We start from the raw sequence: 16502 nt of genomic DNA on the forward strand, positions 1-16502 counted from the left end.
GCGATGGCACGGCTGGCGGGGCGGCGGGCGCTGTTCGCCGTCCCCGTCCTGCTCGTCGTCACCTTCGGCGTGTTCGCGATCGCCGCCGCCTCCCCGTTCGACCCCGTCAAGGCGTACGCCGGCACCGCCGCGCTCGGCGCCGACCAGCAGACCCTGGACCGGCTGCGCGAGAACCTCGGCGCGGACCAGCCCTTCGCCGCACGCTGGTGGCAGTGGCTGACCTCCGCGCTCACCGGCGACCTCGGTCACTCCAGCGTGCTGCGGCAGCCGGTCGCCCAGGTGATCGGCGAACGGCTCGTGTGGTCCTCGCTGCTGTGCGCGGTCGCCTTCGCCGCCGCCGTGCTGGTGGGCACGGTCCTCGGCGTGCTCGCCGCCCGCCGGCCCGGGTCGCTGACCGACCGGACCGTCACCTCCCTCGCCTACACCCTGGAGGCGGCCCCGGTCTTCTGGATCGCCCTGCTCGCCGTCTGGCTGTTCGCCCTCCAGTGGGACGTCCTCCCGGCGGGCGGCCTGACGGACACCGCCAGCGAACAGGTCACGGCGGGACAGGTCGCGAGCCACCTCGTCCTGCCGGCCGGTGTCCTCGCGGTTTCCCAGCTGCCCTGGTTCACGCTCTACGTCCGCCAGGGCGTCGGCGACGCCCTGGCGGAGGACCCCGTACGCGGCGCCCGCGCACGCGGCCTGAGCGAACGCACCGTCCTGCTCGACCACGCCCTGCGCTCCGGAGTGCTGCCGGTGCTCACCCTGATCGGATCCCGCGTGCCCGAACTCATCACCGGGGCCCTCCTGGTGGAGAGCGTCTTCAGCTGGCCGGGCATCGCCGCCGCCACCGTCGAGGCGGCCACCGCGGTCGACTTCCCGCTGCTCGCCGCCCTGACGACCCTGGCCACGGCCGCCGTCCTCGCCGGGAACCTGCTCGCCGACCTGCTCTACGGACTGTTCGACCCGAGGGTGAAGCTCAGTGACATGTGACGCACCGGCGCCCGCCGGCGCCCCGGCCGAGTCCGAGTGGCGCTCGCACGGCCCCAAACGCCGCTCCACCCGCGCCCTGCGCGTGCGCACCTCCGCCGTACTGGTGGGCGCGACCGTCCTCGCCGTGCTGCTCGTACCGCCCCTGGTCCAGCTCGACCAGCAGGCCGTCGACCTGGCCGCCAAGCTCCGGCCGCCGTCCTGGTCTCACCCCTTCGGCACCGACGACGTCGGCCGCGACCTGCTGCTGCGCTGCGTCTACGGCCTGCGCGTCTCGCTGCTCGTCGGGGTGGCGGCGGCGCTGACGGCGACGGTGGTCGGCACCGCCGTGGGCGCGACGGCGGGTGCCCTGGGCGGCTGGGCCGACCGCGCCCTGATGCGGGTGGTCGACGCGTTCTCGTCCGTGCCGCACCTGCTGCTCGGCATCTTCATCGTCGCGATGTTCCGCCCCGGTGTCTGGCCGGTGGTGATCTCGGTCGCGCTCACCCACTGGCTGTCCACGGCCCGGATCGTCCGTGCCGAGGTGCTGTCCCTGCGCTCCAGGCCGTACATCGACGCCGCCGTCTCCGGTGGGGCGTCCCGGTGGCGGGTGACGGTACGGCATCTGCTGCCCGCCGTCCTGCCCCAAGCCGCGCTCGCCGCCGTGCTGATGGTGCCGCACGCCATGTGGCACGAGTCGGCGCTGTCCTTCCTCGGACTCGGGCTGCCCACCCACACGGCGAGCCTCGGCACCCTGATCCAGACGGCCCGCGGCTCCCTGCTCGCCGGACAGTGGTGGCCGACCCTGTTCCCGGGCCTGTTCCTCATCGTCCCCACCCTCGCGATCGCCGGCCTCGCCGGAGCCTGGCGGGAGCGGATCAACCCGCGCCACCGATCGGAGCTGATGCTGTGAGCACCGGAGTCGAGACCGGGCCGGGCGACGTCGCCGCGGTGCCCGCCGCAGACGAACCCGTGCTGGCGGTGCGCGGCCTCTCCGTGCGGTTCCTCATGCCCGGCGGACGTCGTGTCGCCGCCGTCACCGACGCCCGGTTCGAGGTGGCGGCCGGTGAGTGTCTGGCGCTGATCGGGGAGAGCGGCTGCGGCAAGTCCGTACTGGCCTCCGCCCTGCTCGGACTGCTCCCAGGCAACGCCCGGACGGCCGGGTCGGCTCACCTCGGCGACCTGGACCTGCTCGCGGCCGACGAGCGGACCCTCGCCCGTACCGTACGCGGCCGGCTCATCGGCCTCGTACCGCAGAGCCCGGCCGCCCACCTCACCCCCGTGCGCACCGTCCGCTCCCAACTGGAGGAGACGGTCGCCGCGTTGACCGCGACCCGGGGACGCGCCGCCCTGCGCGCCGCCGCCGAGGCCGCCGCCGAACGGGCCGCGTTCCCCGCGGACCACCTCGACCGCCACCCCCACCAGCTCTCCGGAGGCCTGGCCCAGCGCGCCGCCACCGCCCTCGCCCTCGTCGGCGGCGCGCCCCTGCTGCTCGCCGACGAACCGACCACCGGGCTCGACCGCGACCTGGTGGACCGTACGGCCGACGAGCTGCGGCGGCACGTCGACGAGCCGGGGGAGACCGGCGGCCGGGGGAGGGGCCTGCTGATGATCACCCATGACCTGACAGCCGCCGAGCGCATCGCCGACCGGGTCGCCGTGATGTACGCGGGCCGGATCGTCGAACTGGCGTCCGCCGAGGACTTCTTCGGCTCACCAGGGCCACGCCACCCCTACAGCCGCGGTCTGCTCCAGGCCCTCCCCGACCGGGCCTTCACGCCCATCCCCGGCATGCCGCCCGAACTCGGCGACCTCCCCGACGGCTGCGCTTTCGCCGCCCGCTGCGACCGGGCCACCGGCATCTGTGCCGCCCCGCCGCCCCGGGCCCCGTCGCCTGCCACCACCCGCATCCGCCGGAGGACGTCCGTGCTTGAACTGCGCTCCATCACCGCCGGATACCTCAGGAACGCGCCGGTGGTCCGGGACGTCTCCCTGACCGTGGCACCGGGCGAGTCCGTTGGCCTGCTCGGCCCGAGCGGCTGCGGCAAGTCGACTCTGGCGCGGGTCGCGGCGCTGCTGCACCGTCCCGACTCCGGAAGCGTCGTCCTCGACGGCGACCCCGTACGGCATTGGCGCCACCGCGCCCCGCGCGACCTGCGCACCGCCTTCGGGGTCGTCTTCCAGCAGGCCAGACTCTCCGCCGACCCCCGGCTGCCGCTCACCGACCTGATCGCCGAACCTCTGCGCGCCACCGGCCGCAGCAAGGAAATCCCCGACCGCGTGGCCGAGTTGACCCCTCTCGTCGGTCTCACCCCGGACCTGCTGACCCGACGGCCGCACGAGGTCAGCGACGGCCAGCTGCAACGCGCCTGCCTCGCCCGCGCCCTCGTGCTGCGCCCGCGCCTGCTGGTGTGCGACGAGATGACCGCCATGCTCGACGCCTCCACCGCGGCCGCGCTGGTCGCGGCCGTCGAGGACTACCGGTCCGCGAACGGCGCCGCCCTGCTGGCCGTCGGCCACGACCGCACCCTGCTCGGGCGCTGGTGCGACCGCACGGTCGACTGGGACAGCCTGTCCTGAGACGCCCTGCTCACGGCTGAGGCGTCCGGTCGCGGTTCAGTGGTCGTCCCAGTGACCCTCGTGGCCGGCGTGCCGGTGACCGTCGTGCACGTAGTCGGTGTGGTCGCCGTGCCGCACGGCGAGATGGCCGCAGTCGTCGCCGTGCTGGTGGTCGTGGTTCTGGTGCACCGTGTGGCCGCCGTTCGCGCATTCGTCGACGTGGCCCTCGTGCATCCGGTGGATGTGGCCGTCATGGGCGAAGTCCGTGTGGTCGCCGTGGGTGAAGGCGACGTGCCCGCAGTCCTCGCCGTGGGCGTGGGGGTGGTCGTCGTGCGTGATGTGCTCGGCGGTGGTCATGGGAGTGGCTCCTCAGTAGGGGACGACGGCAGGAACATATGGCGATTTCTGAGTGTATTGTCCGAGCACTCGCCGCCATCGGCCATCCGAGGGAGCGTGAAGGGGTGATGCGGGCTCTAGGTGTGCTGTTCGGAGAGGTTGGTGACGCGGCTGGCTGGGGTTTGGCACGCGCATCTGCCGCGTTGTCGTCGGTTGCCGATGCTCCGCATCGCCGCCCTCCTCCGCCTTGCAGCTGCACGCACCAGACCCCGCTCACCGGCGATTTCCAGGAACCGTCAGTTTCCTGCGACCTGATCCAAACGACAGGCCCTAGCGGACCGCGACGACCACGCAGCTGTCGCCGTACTGCCAGACCGGCCCCGCCGTGCCGAACCCCGCCTGCCTCAGCAGCTCCAGATGGGTGGAGAGGGGAAGCTCGGCCGGGCGGCCGGCGGCCGGCGGCTCCTCCCGGCGGCGGCGCTCCGCGAGGAGGTCGGTCAGCTCGGGGTCGCGGGAGAGGGCGGCCCACCAGGAGCCCCAGTCCTCATGGGCGAACACCCGCTGCCGTGCGGCCCGGCACCGGCCGACATGGGCGGCGAACCCGGCCGGTCCCGCGGCGTCCTGGGGGAGATGGTCGCCGTTGACGAGGACGCCCCCGGGCCGCAGCAGCGAGGCGACCTGCCGGTAGGTGCGCAGCAGGGTGTCGCGGTCGAGGTAGTGCAGGGCCGTCGTGGAGACGGCCGCGTCCAGGGGCCGGTCCAGGTCCAGTTCGTCGGTCCAGCCGGGTGCGCCGATCTCCGCGTCGACATAGCGGGCCGCGTCCGGGTGGTGGGTCCGGCCCAGCTCCAGCAGGACGGGGTCCCGGTCCACGGCCACGATCTCCGCGTCCGGCAGCCGCCGGACCAGCCGGGCCGCCAGGGAGCCGGGCCCGCAGCCCAGGTCGACGACGAGCGGCCGGCCCGCGCGCCCCGCCGTGACGTGTTCGACGACATCGGCGATCACCGTGAACCGCTCCTCGCGGTCGACGGCGTACCGCTGCTGCTGGAGCTCCCAGCGCTCCACCCACCGCTCCGCCGTCGCCAGACTCAGCCCCATCCGGTCGCGCCACCTCGCCGTCTCGCACCTGACTCCTGCCGGGCCCGAGCTTACAGGTGGAAACGGTTCCCATTACGCATAGTCGGCGGAGTCACTGGAGCGAAGCAAGGACGGTCAGCAGCCGGTCGATCTCCTCGACGGTGTTGTACACATGCAGACTCACCCGCACCGAACCGGTCTTCTCGCCCGCGTCGCCCTGACAGTGGTGGTCGGAGCGGACCATGAGACCGTGGCTGAAGAGGATGAAGCCCAGGTCGCCCGAGTCGATGGCCCGGTGCCGCAGGGTCACGATGCTCTGGCGCCGCTGCACGGTCGAGTCGGCCGCCAGACTGAGCGGGCAGCCCAGGATCTCGTAGGCGTCCAGTCGGCGCAGCCCGTCGGTGAGCCGTGCCGCCAGGGCGACCGTCCACCGCTCGATGCGCTCCACACCGGCGGTGTCCAGCCAGTCCAGGGCGGCCTCCAGCGAGGCGATGCCCACGGTGTTCGGCGTGCCGCTCCACCCGCCGGGCGCGAGCGCCGGACCGCGAGCCTGCCGGGCCCACACCGCGCCCGATCCCGGCAGGGCCAGCGCCTTGTGCCCGGAGAAGACGACGAAGTCGACGTCCGACTCGGCCACGGACACCGGCAGATGCCCGACACTCTGGGCCGCGTCCAGACAGATGACCGCGTCCGGTCCGACCGCCTCGCGGATGCGGTGCACGTTCATGTCGCCGCCGTACACGTGGTGCACATGAGTCGTGGCGACGAACCGGGTGCGCGGCCCGGCCCGCTCGGCCAGCGCGGTGTGGTCGTAGTCCCCGGAACCGCTCTGGTACGGCATCGGCAGCACCCGGATGTGCACGCCCTCCCGGGCGAGCAGCCGCTGGGCCTCCAGCCAGGGCGCGATGTTGGCCTGGTGGTCCGCGTCGGGTACGACGATCTCGTCGCCGTCGCGCAGGAACCCCGGCAGCCAGTCGCGGGCGATCGTCCGCAGCCCCTCGGTCGTGCCGCTCGTGAAATGAACGGCCGACCGCTCAGGCCCGGCGTCCCCGAGGAACCGGGCGACGCGCTCACGGGTCCGCTCGACCAGCTCCGTGGTCCGGTTGGCCCAGGTGTAGGTGCCACGCGCGGAATTGGCGTTGCTGGTGGTGAGGTACGTCTGCACGGCGTCCAGGACGGCCCGTGGCTTCTGGGCCGTGGCCGCGCTGTCCAGGTACGCCAGCTCCGGGTGCCCGGTGACGATCGGGAACTGGGCGCGCAGCGCCCGTTGCCACTGCGACAGGTCCTCGCGGGTGATCGGTGCGGTCATGGCCGTCAGTCCCGCACCAGGGGCGCGCCCGCGTCCCGCCAGGCGATGATGCCGCCGGTCAGGCTGCGCACGTCGGCATGTCCCATCCGGGTCAGCAGCGCCGCGTACCGCGCGGACTGCTCGCCCACCGGACACGCCAGCAGCACCGGCCTGCTCCGGCTGAACGGCAGGCCGCCCCGCAGGAGTTCGGCGAACAGCTCGTCGACGATGTTGACCGAACCGTCGATGTGCAGCGCCGCGTACGCGAACGGACTGCGCAGATCGACCACGAGCGGCCGGTCGGTGTCGATCCACCGCTGGGCGTCCGCCACGCCGACCGACGGAGCCCCGCGCACCTCGGCCTCGGTCAGGTCGGCCGGGGAGTTCTTCCGGGCGGGCCGGCCCAGCAGGTCGGGCCGTCGCTGACGGACGTAGCTCAGATAGCTCTCGACCCGGTCGCAGACGATGAACACGGCCGTCCTGCGCTCGCTCGACTCCTCGTCGAAGGCGCGCAGATGGCGGACGGCGCCGAAATAGGCCGCCCCTCCGGTGGGGCCGCCCAGGATGCCGCAGCGGCGGTTCAGGGTCAGCATCCCCTCGATGGCCTCCTCGGCGCTCACCGACTCCATCGTGTCGTAGGTCTCCGGATCGAACAGGCCGACCTCCTGCACCTCGTCGATGGTGCGGATCCCGGGGATGAAGTCCGACTTGGCCGCGACCAGCCCGACCACCCGCACCGAGGGTCCTCCGCCCGCAGGGCGCGGGCCACGCCCGTGGAGGAACCGGCCGTGCCCACACAGGCGACGAACCAGTCCGGCACCCGGCCGTCCAGGTCCTTGACGATCTCCGGCCCGGTCCCGGTCAGATGGGCCTCGGTGTTGCGCGGGTTGAAGTACTGGTCGGTGTGCAGATAGGCGCCGCCGGAGGCGGACAGCGTCCGGTGGAAGAGGGTCAGCGGATCGTCCGTCGCCGTCGGGTCCAGGCACTCGCTCTGCCCCGGCAGCTCCTCGATCTCCGCGCCGAGCAGCAGCAGGAGGTCCTTGATCTCCGGCACCCGCATCCGGTTGGTGACGCTCTTGAAGCCCAGCCCGTGCATGCCCGCGACGACCGCCAGCGCCTTCGCCGTGTTGCCGCTGGACAACTCCACGACCTGGCTGCCGTGTTCGACGGCCTCGGAGAGCAGCGGGCCGGCCATGCTCCAGGCCGCCCGGTCCTTGACCGAGCCCCAGGGGTTGAGCATCTCCAGCTTGGCGAACAGGTCGATGTTCCGCAGTCCGTGCACGGCCGGGTCCAGCCGTACCAGCGGGGTGTTGCCTATCGCCTCCGTGATGCTGTCGTACCTCACTGGGCTCCCCCGAGGGCGTGATCGGCCAGAACTGGTCGTCGAGACACCAGCGCCACCCGTCGCCGTCCTGCCAGGCGGCGACCTTGCGGGCGGCGGGCTGGTGCTGGGCGCGGGTGGCGTGGAAGTCCATGGCGTACCCGGCGGTGTTGGCGAACGCCAGCAGGTCGCCGGGGGCCGGACGGCGCGGCAGGAAGACCGTGCGCCGGGTGATCAGGTCGGTCTCCAGGCAGAGGCTGCCGAAGAGGTGGACGGCGACGGGCCCTTCGCCCGGCCCGGCGCCACTTCGGGGGACGACCACGGGGTCCATCAGCACCCCGTGGTCCTCCAGGGCGATGTCGTCGGCCTTCGCGGCCAGCCGCACGAGCAGCTCGCCGCCGTACTCCTGCTCGCGGACCTCCAGCACCTTCGCGAGCGTCAGCCCGCACTGGTCCAGCAGCGCCCGGCCGGGCTCGGTGTACAGGTCGTACAGGTGCTCCAGCAGCAGTCCGGCCAGCGGACGCCCGCCGAGCGAGGCGGCGGGCCGGCCCAGCAGCTCGTCCAGGTAGGCCGCGCCGGCGACGGGCCGGTGGGCCGGGTAGAGGCCGAGCGTGCCGCGCAGGGTGCCGGACTCGTTCCGCAGCCCGTAGCCGTGCCCGCCCCACGTCAGGGGCGGGCGACGGCCCAGGACGGCGGCCGTGAGCGCCGTCGTGTACGCCTCCCACTGCTCCCGCTCGGCGAGGTAACTGACCCCGAACCCGCCGCCGACGTCCACGGCCCGGGGCCTGAGTCCCCGGCTCCGGCACGCTTCCAGAGCGGCCAGGCACCCTTCGAGGGCGGTCGCCTTCTCCGCGACGCTGGTGGTGTCCAGATGGAAGGCCGCGCCCGTCGCCTCCACCGCGTCACCGTGCCGCTCGACCGCCTCCAGCAGCGACTCCAACTCCCGTACGGGCGTGCCGAACCGGCTGCGCCGGCTGAGCACTCTCACCCCCGATGTCTCGAACCCCGACAGCCGCAGCAGCACCCGCACCGGGGCGAGGGCGTGCTTGCGCACCAGCGTGGCGAGCTGGTCGAGCTCGCCCACGCCGTCGACGCTGACCGTGACTCCAGCACGGGCCGCGAGCCACAGGAACTCGGGGTTCTTGGGCCCGGTGGCCGTGATCCGGTCGGCGGTGAAACCGGCACCGAGCGCGTCCTGTAACTCGCCCAGCGACGCGACGTCCACGCCCGCGTCCGTGGCGGCCAGGCGGCGCAGCAGGGCGCTGGACCGGTTGGCCTTGTGGGCGTAGAAGACCTGGCCCGACAGATGATGCGCGCGGTACACCGACCGGAAGCGCTCCAGATTCTCGGCGATCTGGTCCGGCACCACCACGTGCAGCGGTGAACCGAGCGCGTCGATGAGTGAGTGCGATGTCCCGGTCGCCGCCACGAGCGACCTCAGCCGTGGCTCCAGCCGCGGTTCGAGGTATAAGGGCCGGCCGTCCATGCGCGCTCCCTCCCCTGAAGCCGCTGCGCGCGGCATCCGGGCACGTCGGACACTCCCCGCGTTTTCGCCGTATACCCCCTATCCATTCTTCGGTCGCTTTACGCCCTGAAGCCGTCCCTGACATGGTCGAAGACGGGGCGGTGGGTGTCCCACTCCGCCTCGGGTGCCGAGAGGTAGATGTCGTACTCGCGTCCGCCCTCACGGCCGTAGCCGAGGTCGATGGCGCGGAACGGGCGGGCCCGGCCCTGGAAGGTGAACTCCCATATCGCGGCGGGCTGTTCGCGGAAGGTCGTCCGCTGCATGCGCAGCCTGCGGTACGTGGAGTAGTTGAGCTTCGTGTTCGCCTCGATGTCGGCGAAGTGGTCGGCCGGGTTCGGTCCCGCCGGGGTGACGGTGCCGATGGTGATGCCGACGAGGCCGGTGGGGTCGGCGTAGGTGACCTGGTCCGCGGTGCGGGTGCGGGCGGTCCAGCCGTTCGGGATGGGGAAGGAGATGCCGAGCTTCTTTTCCTGGACCAGGTGGTAGCCCTTGGGACAGGGGCAGGGATTGCTGTTTTGTTTGGTTTGTTCGTTTTGTCGGTTTGGGGCGGTGTTGTTGTGTAGAGCGTGGCGGCCGCGGCGAGGGCTGCGGTGAGTGCGGCGACGGTGGTGGTGACGCGGCGGCGACGGCGGGTGCGGGTCGCCTGTGGTTGATCGCGCAGTTCCCCGCGCCTCTTTGGGGCGCTGTTCGCTGCTGCCCGTAGGGAGTGTTCTGTCTCCTCCGCTGACGGGCGCCCTTCCGGCTCCCTGGCCAGGAGGGACTCTATGAGTGGGGCCAGGGGGCCGGCCTGGGTCGGTGAAGGTGTGGGATCCGTGGCGATGGCGTACGCCGTCTCCATCGCCGTCGGGCGGCGGAACGGGGGGCGTCCTTCCAGCGTCTGGTAGAGGGTCGCGCCCAGGGCCCACAGGTCCGAGGCCGGGCCGGGGGTGAGGCCTCTGACGCGTTCCGGGGCCATGTAGTCGATGGATCCGACCATCTCGCCGGTCCTGGTCAGGGTGGGCGAGCCGGCTGTGGTGGCTATGCCGAAGTCGGTGAGCACGACCCGGTCGCCCGTGCCGAGCAGGACGTTGCCGGGCTTGACGTCGCGGTGCAGGACTCCGGCCTCGTGCGCGGCTCGCAGGGCGGAGATCATGGCCAGGCCGATCCGGGCCGCCTCGTGGGGCGTGAGGGTGCGGCCTTCCTGGAGGAGGTCGGCGAGTGTGTGGCCGGGGACGTACTCCATGACGACGCAGGGCCGGCCCTCGTCCTCCACGACGTCGTGCACGACGATCACGTTGGGGTGGACGATCCGCGCGGCACTGCGCGCCTCACGGCGCATGCGCTCGTCGCGCGTGCCGAGCTCGCCGGCCGACAGGTGCGACTGCTCGTGCAGCCGCTTCAGCGCGACCCGGCGCCCCAGCACCTCGTCATCGGCCAGCCACACCGTGCCCATGCCGCCCCGGCCGATCCGCTCTGCGAGCCGATAGCGCCCGGCGACGAGTCGCCCCTGGTCCGACACCGTGTGCCCTCCGCCACCTTGTCCGTGTTGGGCACCTTGATGCGCCCTGGTCACCATAACCGCCGAACCGGGGGCGACCTGGGGCGGGAGTGAGGGGGATCACGGGCCGGGTGCCCTTCGCCTTCGCACCGGTTGCACGCCGGTGACATTCGGGACGGATCCGTAGCAGGCGCGGAGGGCAACGGATGCGGGCGGTGACGGGTCGTAGAGGGGGCAAGGGCAGAAGCCCGCGCATCCGACCGGGGAAACCGGGGGAAACCAATGGGGAGACCATGCAGATCCGTGCCCGAGGAATCCGTACCACCGTGGCCGCGCTGGCGGCCGTGGCCGGTGTCGCCGCAGTCGCCGTACCGGCTGCCGCCGCCACCACACCGGCCTCCGGCACGCCCCGGTTCCTGGAGCCGGCCGAACTGCCGCCGCACCCGACCTCGCCCTGGTACGCCGGTCCGGTCACCGCCGGTCAGCCCGACCCGCTGCCGATCTGCGTGGGCGACGCGCTGCCGTCCACCACCACGCACCGGGAGTACTGGACGGAGTACGACACGAGCGCCCAGCAGATCACGGTCGTGGAGCGCAGCGAACAGCGGGCGAAGGACTTCGCGGCACTGCTGCGCAAGGACCTCGCCGGCTGCGCGAAGAAGCTGATGCAGCAGGACCCGGACATCACGGCGACGCAGAAGTCCTACGGTCGGCTGAACGTCGAGGAGGGCGCCGACGTCTACGGCCTCCACACCGCCTCCGCCTGGGGTTCCTCCGACATCGGCCTCTTCGCCGTCGGCCGCGACGGCCGGACTGTGACGGTCGTCCGCTGGAGCCAGATGGGCAACTTCCAGCACGCCCAGGTGGCCGACTTCAAGAGGACCACCGTCACGGCGGTCAACAAGCTGTACTGAACCGCCCCGGCGGTCTCAGAGGTCCCGGAGAGAGGTTCATCGCGGCGGTCGGCCCTTCAGGCGCATCGCCTCGCGGACCCGGTCCTGCGCGATCGTGCGCGCGGCCGTGTGCGGGGTGGTGTCCTGCCGCAGGGACTCCGACATCACGAGCGCCGTGTTCTCGGCCAGGCGTCACGCGACGGCCGTGAAGACGGCCTGCGGTTCGGGGCGGAACGCGGAGTGGCGTGCGTCCATGGAGCCCTGCGCCAGACGTTGGCCCGGTGGTATGCGGTGGGGTGCCTCCGGGCGGCTGCCTGTCACGTCCTGGTCCCCCTCCGCCTCGTGCCGGTCTTCCTCCGGGCAGCGTATGGCTCACCCTTTCCGGTGTCGCACTGGGCTCGTACGGTCGCGAGCGAGACCTCGGTCGACTTGAGAAGCACCGTGACGGCGGAGCCCTCCGCCAGGCCGAGATCGGTGACCGCGTCCTTGGTGATCGCGGCGGTCAGCTCGCCGTCCTCGACCGAGACCCTGACCGAAGCCATGGCGGCGCCCGTCGCGACCTCGCGCACCGTGCCGGGCAGCCGGTTGCGGATCCTCCGTCTCTGGTCTGGCGCCTCCTTTAACCGCGTGATCACGATGGGCTGATCCGGCACAGTGGTTCGATGCAGCCCGATGAAGAACGACCATTGTCCGGTGGCAACGTCAGCGAGGGTGTCGTCCGTGTCGGAGATACCGTCCGCCGCCCGGCCGGGCCATGGACTCCCGCAGTGCATGCTCTGCTCGGCCACCTGCACGACGTGGGCTTCGGCGCGGCGCCACGCCCGCTCGGCATCGACGAGCAGGGGCGCGAGGTCTTGACCTTCATGCCGGGACACGTGGTCTGGCCCGAGCGGTTCTCGCTGCTGGAGCCCGCTCGGCAACTGGCCCGCGTGGCACGGCTGATCAGAGAGTTTCATGATGCCGTGCAGGGCTTCAGCCCTCCTGCGGACGCGCAGTGGAAGGTGCTGATCCCGGCCGAGGGCTGCGACATCATCGCCCATCACGATCTGGCCCCGTGGAACCTCGTGGTCGCGGACGAGGAGCAGTGGGCCTTCATCGACTGGGACGCCGCGGGCCCCGGTTCCCGCCTGTGGGATGTCGCGTACGCCATCCACGGGTTCGTCCCGCTGTCCGCCCATCCGGATTGGCAGCACCCCGGCGCGGCGGCCCGGCTGCGCGTCTTCGCCGACGCCTATGGGCTCGACGAAGCCGACCGCCGCCGGCTGGTGCCTCTGCTGGGGCGCCGTACGCGTTGCATGTACGACTTCCTGCGCGACCAGGCCGCCCTGGGCGTCCAGCCCTGGGCGAGACTGTGGTCCGAAGGGCACGGCGACGCCTGGCGGAGCGACGCCGAGTACATCGAACAGCGCGAGGACCAGTGGGCGCGCGCCCTGCTCACAGGCTGAGGCGCCGCCGAGCGCACTGCCGTGGGGGCCCTGAGGTGGCCTTCGTCAGCGGCGCCTTCAGGCGGGGTACGCATGGGTCTGGGTCGCTTTGACCGTCGCCCAGACCGTGGCTCCGGGGCGGAGGTCGAGTTCGGCGGCGGCGATGGTGGTGAGGTCGGCCGCCAGGGGCAGTTCGCCGGTGAGGGCGGCGCGGATCTGGTCGCCGTGGGTTTCCAGGGCGGACACCTCGCAGCGCCAGAGGTTGCGGGCGCTGGAGCCGGTGGGGCGGTCGCGGTGGAGGGTGACCGCGCCGGGCGGGAAGGCGACGAAGACCGGGCCGGTGAGGTCCTCGGTGGTGGTGATCGCGGGGCCGTCGTCGACCTGGACGGTGTGGCCCTCGGCTTCGCCCCGGTAGAGGTTGAGGCCGACCAGGTGGGCGATGTAGTCGGTGCGGGGGTGGCGGGCGATGTCGGCGGGGGTGCCGTCCTGGACGATGCGGCCGTCCTCGATGACGACGAGGTGGTCGGCCAGGACCATGGCATCGAGGGGGTCGTGGGTGACGAGTACGGCGACCGCCTCGAAGTCGGCCAGGTGGTGGCGGAGTTGGGCGCGCACGTCGAGGCGGGTGCGGGCGTCGAGGGCGGCGAGGGGTTCGTCGAGGAGCAGCAGGCGTGGGTGGGTGGCCAGGGCACGGGCGAGCGCGACGCGCTGGGCCTGGCCGCCGGAGAGGCGGCGGGGCTTGGCACCGGCGTGGGCGGCGAGGCCCATGCGCTCCAGCCACTCGGCGGCCTGGGTACGGGCCTCCGCCTTGGTGGCGCCGTGGCAGCGCGGTCCGAAGGCCACGTTGTCCAGGGCGGTGAGGTGGGGGAAGAGGAGGTAGTCCTGGAAGACGACGCCGACCGGGCGGGATTCGGGCGGCGTACGGTCCAACTCCGCCCCGTCCAGCCAGAGGTGGCCCCCGGACAGCGGCACCAGTCCGGCGAGGGCACGCAGGGCGGTGGTCTTGCCGGCGCCGTTGGGGCCGAGGAGGGCGACCACGTCGCCGGGCGCCGCCGTGAGTTTCACGTCGAGGCGGAAGGTGCCGCGCTCGACCAGCAGCCGGGCGTCGAGTCCTTCGCCGGCCGGCCCGGTTGCGTCGACGGCGTCCTGAGGGGTCATCTCGGCGTCGGTCATGAGGGGGTCATCCAGCGGTCGCGGAGCCCGGCCAGGACCGCGATGGACACGGCGAGCAGCACCAGGCTGAGGGCGATGGCCGCCTCCGGGTCGCTCTGCAAGGCGAGGTACACGGCGAGCGGCATGGTCTGGGTTCGGCCGGGGAAGTTGCCGGCGAAGGTGATGGTCGCGCCGAACTCGCCGAGCGCCCGGGCCCAGGCGAGCACGGCACCGGCGGCGATCCCGGGCGCGATCAGCGGCAGCGTGACGCGGCGGAACGCCGTGAAGCGGGAGGCGCCCAGGGTCGTGGCGGCCTCCTCGTAGCGCGGGTCGGCGGCCCGCAGCGTGCCCTCCACGCTGATGACGAGGAACGGCATCGCGACGAAGGCTTCGGCGACCACGACCCCCGTGGTCGTGAACGGCAGGGTGATGCCGAACCAGGAGTCCAGCCACTGTCCCACGACGCCGTTGCGGCCGAGCGCCATCAGCAGGGCCACACCGCCGACCACCGGCGGCAGCACGAGCGGCAGCGTGACGAGGGCCCGTACGAGACCACGTCCAGGGAAGTCGACCCGGGCCAGCAGCCAGGCCAGCGGCACGCCGATGACCAGGCTCACCGCGGTCGCGGCCGTGGCGCAGACCAGGGAGAGCTGGAGCGCCTGCCACACCTCGGTGCTGGTCAGCAGGTCGGGCATGCTCCGCCACGGAGCCCGGATCAACAGCGCGACGAGCGGAAGGACCAGGAACGCCAGGCCGATCAGCGCGGGCAGGAGCAGCGGCAGCGGAGCGCCACCGCGAGTCCCGCGGCTCCCATGCCCCTGACGGCCGTCGGGACGAACGCGGACGCGGCGGCGTCGCGGGCCACCGGTGAGGGTGTCCGCGGCGTCGGCCTTGCCCATCGACGGGGACGGGGAGGGGGAGGTCACGGGTTGAGGAACCCGGACTCGTTCAGGACCTTCTGGCCCTCGGCGGACTGCACCAGCGCCATGAACGCTTTGGCGGTCTCGGGGTTCTTCGACTCCTTGAGCAGCGTGATCGGGTAGTCGTTGACGGCGTCGGCGGACTCGGGGAACTCCACGCCCTCCACCTTCTCACCCGCGGCCTTCACGTCGGTCTTGTAGACGACCGCCGCGTCGGCCTCCTTGAGGACCACCTTGTTGAGGGCGGACTTGACGTCCTCCTCGTAGGAGACGGGGGTGAGCTTCAGCTTGCTCGCGTCCAGGGCCTTCTGGGCGGCGGCACCGCACGGCACCGTCCTGTCGCACAGCACGACCTTCAGATCCGAGTTGGTGAGGTCCTTCAGGGAGGCGACCTTGTCGGGGTTGCCCGGCAGGGTGGCGATCTCCAGCTGGTTGCGCACGAACGTGGCCGGCTCGGTGGCGTTGTCCTTCGCGTCCGTGACGATCTTCATCGTCTTGGGGCTGGCCGAGGCGAACACGTCCGCCGGGGCCCCGCCGGTGATGCTCGCGGCCAGCGAGTCGCTGCCGCCGAAGCTGAAGGTCACCTTGGTGCCCGGGTGCTGCTTCTCGAACTCCTTGCCCAGCGTCGTGAAGCTCTCCTTCAGCGAGGCGGCGGCGAAGACGGTCACGTCGCCGGAGAGCTTGCCCGAGGCGGAGGCGGAAGCAGAGGAGTCCGAGTCGGAGGACGAGCAGGCGCTCAGGGCCAGCAGGGCGGCGGCACTCACGCCGGTCACCTGCAGTATCCGGCGGGTCCGGCGCACGGAACGGGTCATCACGGGTCCACTTCCTCTGGTCCTGAACGGACTCATCTACGGTTTCTCGACGACCACGTTGGTCGATTTGATCACGGCAACCGCCGGAACACCGGGCTCCAGCGTCAGTTCCTCAGCCGACTCACGGCTGACCATGGCCACCACCCGGTACGGACCGGCCTGGATCTCCACCTGCGCCGACACGTCGCCCAGGATCACGTCGGTGACGATGCCGGAGAAGCGGTTGCGGGCCGAGGAGCCGGTGGACTCCCGCTCGGCCCGGTGCAGCTGCCGGGCGTAGGCCGCGAGGCCGGGGCCGGGGATGATCCGGTGGCCCAGCTCGTCGCGTTGGGCGGTGAGTTTGCCGCCGTCGACCAGACGCCTCACGGTGTCGGTGCTGACGCCGAGTAACGCCGCCGCGTCACCGATCCGGTAGGTGTGCATGCGGCGATGATACTGCCGCATGTGCGAGGCGAAAGTCCCTAGTCGATTCGCATGAGCCGGATCGTGGAACTACTTGCATGGCATGTGCGTTTGTACGGGACCCCCTCTTCGGGTACGGTCCTCCGGGAGGTGGCAGCCCGCGAGTCAGTCCCTCGCAGCTGCCCGTACGGCCGCCGGACCAGCGGCGGAATTCGTCCTCGCCGGTGATCCGGACCGCCCGGCCCGCCTGACCGTCCCCGCTCTACGCGCACCTGCCGGGGTGCCCGCTGGTCCAGCGTGATCTCGCACGGATACCCGACTACGTACGCACGCGACGACGTCCCCGCGATCGACAGCCACCCCGGCGGCCA

General features: G+C 72.2%; 14 protein-coding genes and 4 pseudogenes. 6 read left to right on the top strand and 12 right to left on the bottom strand.

The window, feature by feature from the left end; genetic code table 11:
- Positions 1 to 3 precede the first annotated feature (3 nt).
- The 4 genes and pseudogenes from ACQEV8_RS33500 to ACQEV8_RS33515 all read left to right on the top strand — a co-directional run bounded on the left by ACQEV8_RS33500 (position 4) and on the right by ACQEV8_RS33515 (position 3528).
- Positions 4 to 972: an ABC transporter permease gene (locus ACQEV8_RS33500; protein ID WP_432967752.1), complete on the top strand. Its 969-nt coding sequence runs from the start codon at positions 4 to 6 to the stop codon at positions 970 to 972.
- Complete coding sequence (locus ACQEV8_RS33505; protein ID WP_432967755.1) at positions 962 to 1861, top strand: ABC transporter permease; 900 nt, start codon at positions 962 to 964, stop codon at positions 1859 to 1861. Before ACQEV8_RS33500 ends, ACQEV8_RS33505 begins: the two co-directional genes overlap by 11 nt.
- Positions 1862 to 1956: 95 nt before the next feature.
- Positions 1957 to 2882, top strand: a pseudogene (locus tag ACQEV8_RS33510) (ABC transporter ATP-binding protein).
- The gene (locus ACQEV8_RS33515; RefSeq protein WP_432967759.1) at positions 2875 to 3528 is read left to right on the top strand and encodes an ABC transporter ATP-binding protein; all 654 of its coding nucleotides are present in this window, start codon (positions 2875 to 2877) and stop codon (positions 3526 to 3528) included. The pseudogene ACQEV8_RS33510 and the gene ACQEV8_RS33515 overlap by 8 nt, the downstream one beginning before the upstream one ends.
- A gap of 36 nt (positions 3529 to 3564) precedes the next feature.
- Here the strand turns inward: ACQEV8_RS33515 and ACQEV8_RS33520 are convergent, their stop codons facing one another.
- From ACQEV8_RS33520 to ACQEV8_RS33550, 7 genes and pseudogenes are all read right to left on the bottom strand, one after another.
- Positions 3565 to 3864, bottom strand: coding sequence for a hypothetical protein (locus ACQEV8_RS33520; protein ID WP_432967762.1), 300 nt, complete (start codon positions 3862 to 3864; stop codon positions 3565 to 3567).
- Positions 3865 to 4173: 309 nt separating this feature from the next.
- Entirely contained in the window at positions 4174 to 4938 is a 765-nt protein-coding gene (locus ACQEV8_RS33525; RefSeq protein WP_432967766.1) for a class I SAM-dependent methyltransferase, read from the bottom strand.
- Positions 4939 to 5029: 91 nt separating this feature from the next.
- Positions 5030 to 6226 (bottom strand): aminotransferase class V-fold PLP-dependent enzyme, encoded by a 1197-nt coding sequence (locus ACQEV8_RS33530; RefSeq protein WP_432973175.1) that lies wholly within the window; start codon positions 6224 to 6226, stop codon positions 5030 to 5032.
- 5 nt (positions 6227 to 6231) lie between these two features.
- Positions 6232 to 7550: pseudogene (locus ACQEV8_RS33535) on the bottom strand (pyridoxal-phosphate dependent enzyme).
- A gap of 7 nt (positions 7551 to 7557) precedes the next feature.
- Positions 7558 to 9012: pseudogene (locus tag ACQEV8_RS33540) on the bottom strand (Y4yA family PLP-dependent enzyme); the annotation flags it as partial.
- Positions 9013 to 9110: 98 nt separating this feature from the next.
- Positions 9111 to 9314, bottom strand: coding sequence for a hypothetical protein (locus ACQEV8_RS33545; RefSeq protein WP_432973448.1), 204 nt, complete (start codon positions 9312 to 9314; stop codon positions 9111 to 9113).
- Positions 9315 to 10549: pseudogene (locus tag ACQEV8_RS33550) on the bottom strand (serine/threonine-protein kinase); the annotation flags it as partial.
- 272 nt (positions 10550 to 10821) lie between these two features.
- On the opposite strand from ACQEV8_RS33550, the gene ACQEV8_RS33555 reads away from it, so the two are divergent.
- Positions 10822 to 11442, top strand: a complete 621-nt coding sequence (locus ACQEV8_RS33555) for a hypothetical protein (protein WP_432967769.1) — start codon at positions 10822 to 10824, stop codon at positions 11440 to 11442.
- 296 nt (positions 11443 to 11738) lie between these two features.
- On the opposite strand, the gene ACQEV8_RS33560 is transcribed toward ACQEV8_RS33555, so the two are convergent.
- Entirely contained in the window at positions 11739 to 12209 is a 471-nt protein-coding gene (locus tag ACQEV8_RS33560; protein WP_432967772.1) for a TOBE domain-containing protein, read from the bottom strand.
- Between ACQEV8_RS33560 and ACQEV8_RS33565 the strand changes: the two genes are divergently transcribed.
- Positions 12189 to 12866, top strand: coding sequence for a phosphotransferase (locus ACQEV8_RS33565; RefSeq protein ID WP_432967775.1), 678 nt, complete (start codon positions 12189 to 12191; stop codon positions 12864 to 12866). The genes ACQEV8_RS33560 and ACQEV8_RS33565 overlap by 21 nt on opposite strands.
- Positions 12867 to 12923: 57 nt before the next feature.
- Here ACQEV8_RS33565 and ACQEV8_RS33570 read toward each other — a convergent pair whose 3' ends face one another.
- The 4 genes from ACQEV8_RS33570 to ACQEV8_RS33585 are packed head-to-tail and all read right to left on the bottom strand — an operon-like array spanning position 12924 to position 16152.
- A complete protein-coding gene (locus ACQEV8_RS33570) occupies positions 12924 to 14018 on the bottom strand; it encodes an ABC transporter ATP-binding protein (RefSeq protein ID WP_432967778.1) in 1095 nt (364 codons plus the stop codon).
- On the bottom strand, positions 14015 to 14896 hold the full coding sequence (modB, locus tag ACQEV8_RS33575) for a molybdate ABC transporter permease subunit (RefSeq protein ID WP_432973178.1): 882 nt from the start codon (positions 14894 to 14896) through the stop codon (positions 14015 to 14017). Before modB ends, ACQEV8_RS33570 begins: the two co-directional genes overlap by 4 nt.
- A gap of 23 nt (positions 14897 to 14919) precedes the next feature.
- Complete coding sequence (modA, locus tag ACQEV8_RS33580; RefSeq protein WP_432967781.1) at positions 14920 to 15729, bottom strand: molybdate ABC transporter substrate-binding protein; 810 nt, start codon at positions 15727 to 15729, stop codon at positions 14920 to 14922.
- A gap of 36 nt (positions 15730 to 15765) precedes the next feature.
- Positions 15766 to 16152, bottom strand: coding sequence for a TOBE domain-containing protein (locus ACQEV8_RS33585; RefSeq protein WP_432967784.1), 387 nt, complete (start codon positions 16150 to 16152; stop codon positions 15766 to 15768).
- Between the last annotated feature and the right edge of the window lie 350 nt (positions 16153 to 16502).

Source organism: Streptomyces sp. CA-179760, assembly GCF_050937045.1.
Classification (GTDB): Bacteria; Actinomycetota; Actinomycetes; order Streptomycetales; family Streptomycetaceae; genus Streptomyces.

What these genes read in the sequence shown, in the direction of transcription:
- ACQEV8_RS33500 (WP_432967752.1), top strand. Translation starts at nt 4, where the DNA reads ATGGCACGGCTGGCGGGGCGGCGGGCGCTGTTCGCCGTCCCCGTCCTG.
- ACQEV8_RS33520 (WP_432967762.1), bottom strand. Translation starts at nt 3,864, where the DNA reads ATGACCACCGCCGAGCACATCACGCACGACGACCACCCCCACGCCCAC.
- ACQEV8_RS33525 (WP_432967766.1), bottom strand. Translation starts at nt 4,938, where the DNA reads ATGGGGCTGAGTCTGGCGACGGCGGAGCGGTGGGTGGAGCGCTGGGAG.
- ACQEV8_RS33530 (WP_432973175.1), bottom strand. Translation starts at nt 6,226, where the DNA reads ATGACCGCACCGATCACCCGCGAGGACCTGTCGCAGTGGCAACGGGCG.
- ACQEV8_RS33545 (WP_432973448.1), bottom strand. Translation starts at nt 9,314, where the DNA reads ATGCAGCGGACGACCTTCCGCGAACAGCCCGCCGCGATATGGGAGTTC.
- ACQEV8_RS33555 (WP_432967769.1), top strand. Translation starts at nt 10,822, where the DNA reads ATGCAGATCCGTGCCCGAGGAATCCGTACCACCGTGGCCGCGCTGGCG.
- ACQEV8_RS33570 (WP_432967778.1), bottom strand. Translation starts at nt 14,018, where the DNA reads ATGACCGACGCCGAGATGACCCCTCAGGACGCCGTCGACGCAACCGGG.
- modB (WP_432973178.1), bottom strand. Translation starts at nt 14,896, where the DNA reads ATGGGCAAGGCCGACGCCGCGGACACCCTCACCGGTGGCCCGCGACGC.
- modA (WP_432967781.1), bottom strand. Translation starts at nt 15,729, where the DNA reads ATGACCCGTTCCGTGCGCCGGACCCGCCGGATACTGCAGGTGACCGGC.
- ACQEV8_RS33585 (WP_432967784.1), bottom strand. Translation starts at nt 16,152, where the DNA reads ATGCACACCTACCGGATCGGTGACGCGGCGGCGTTACTCGGCGTCAGC.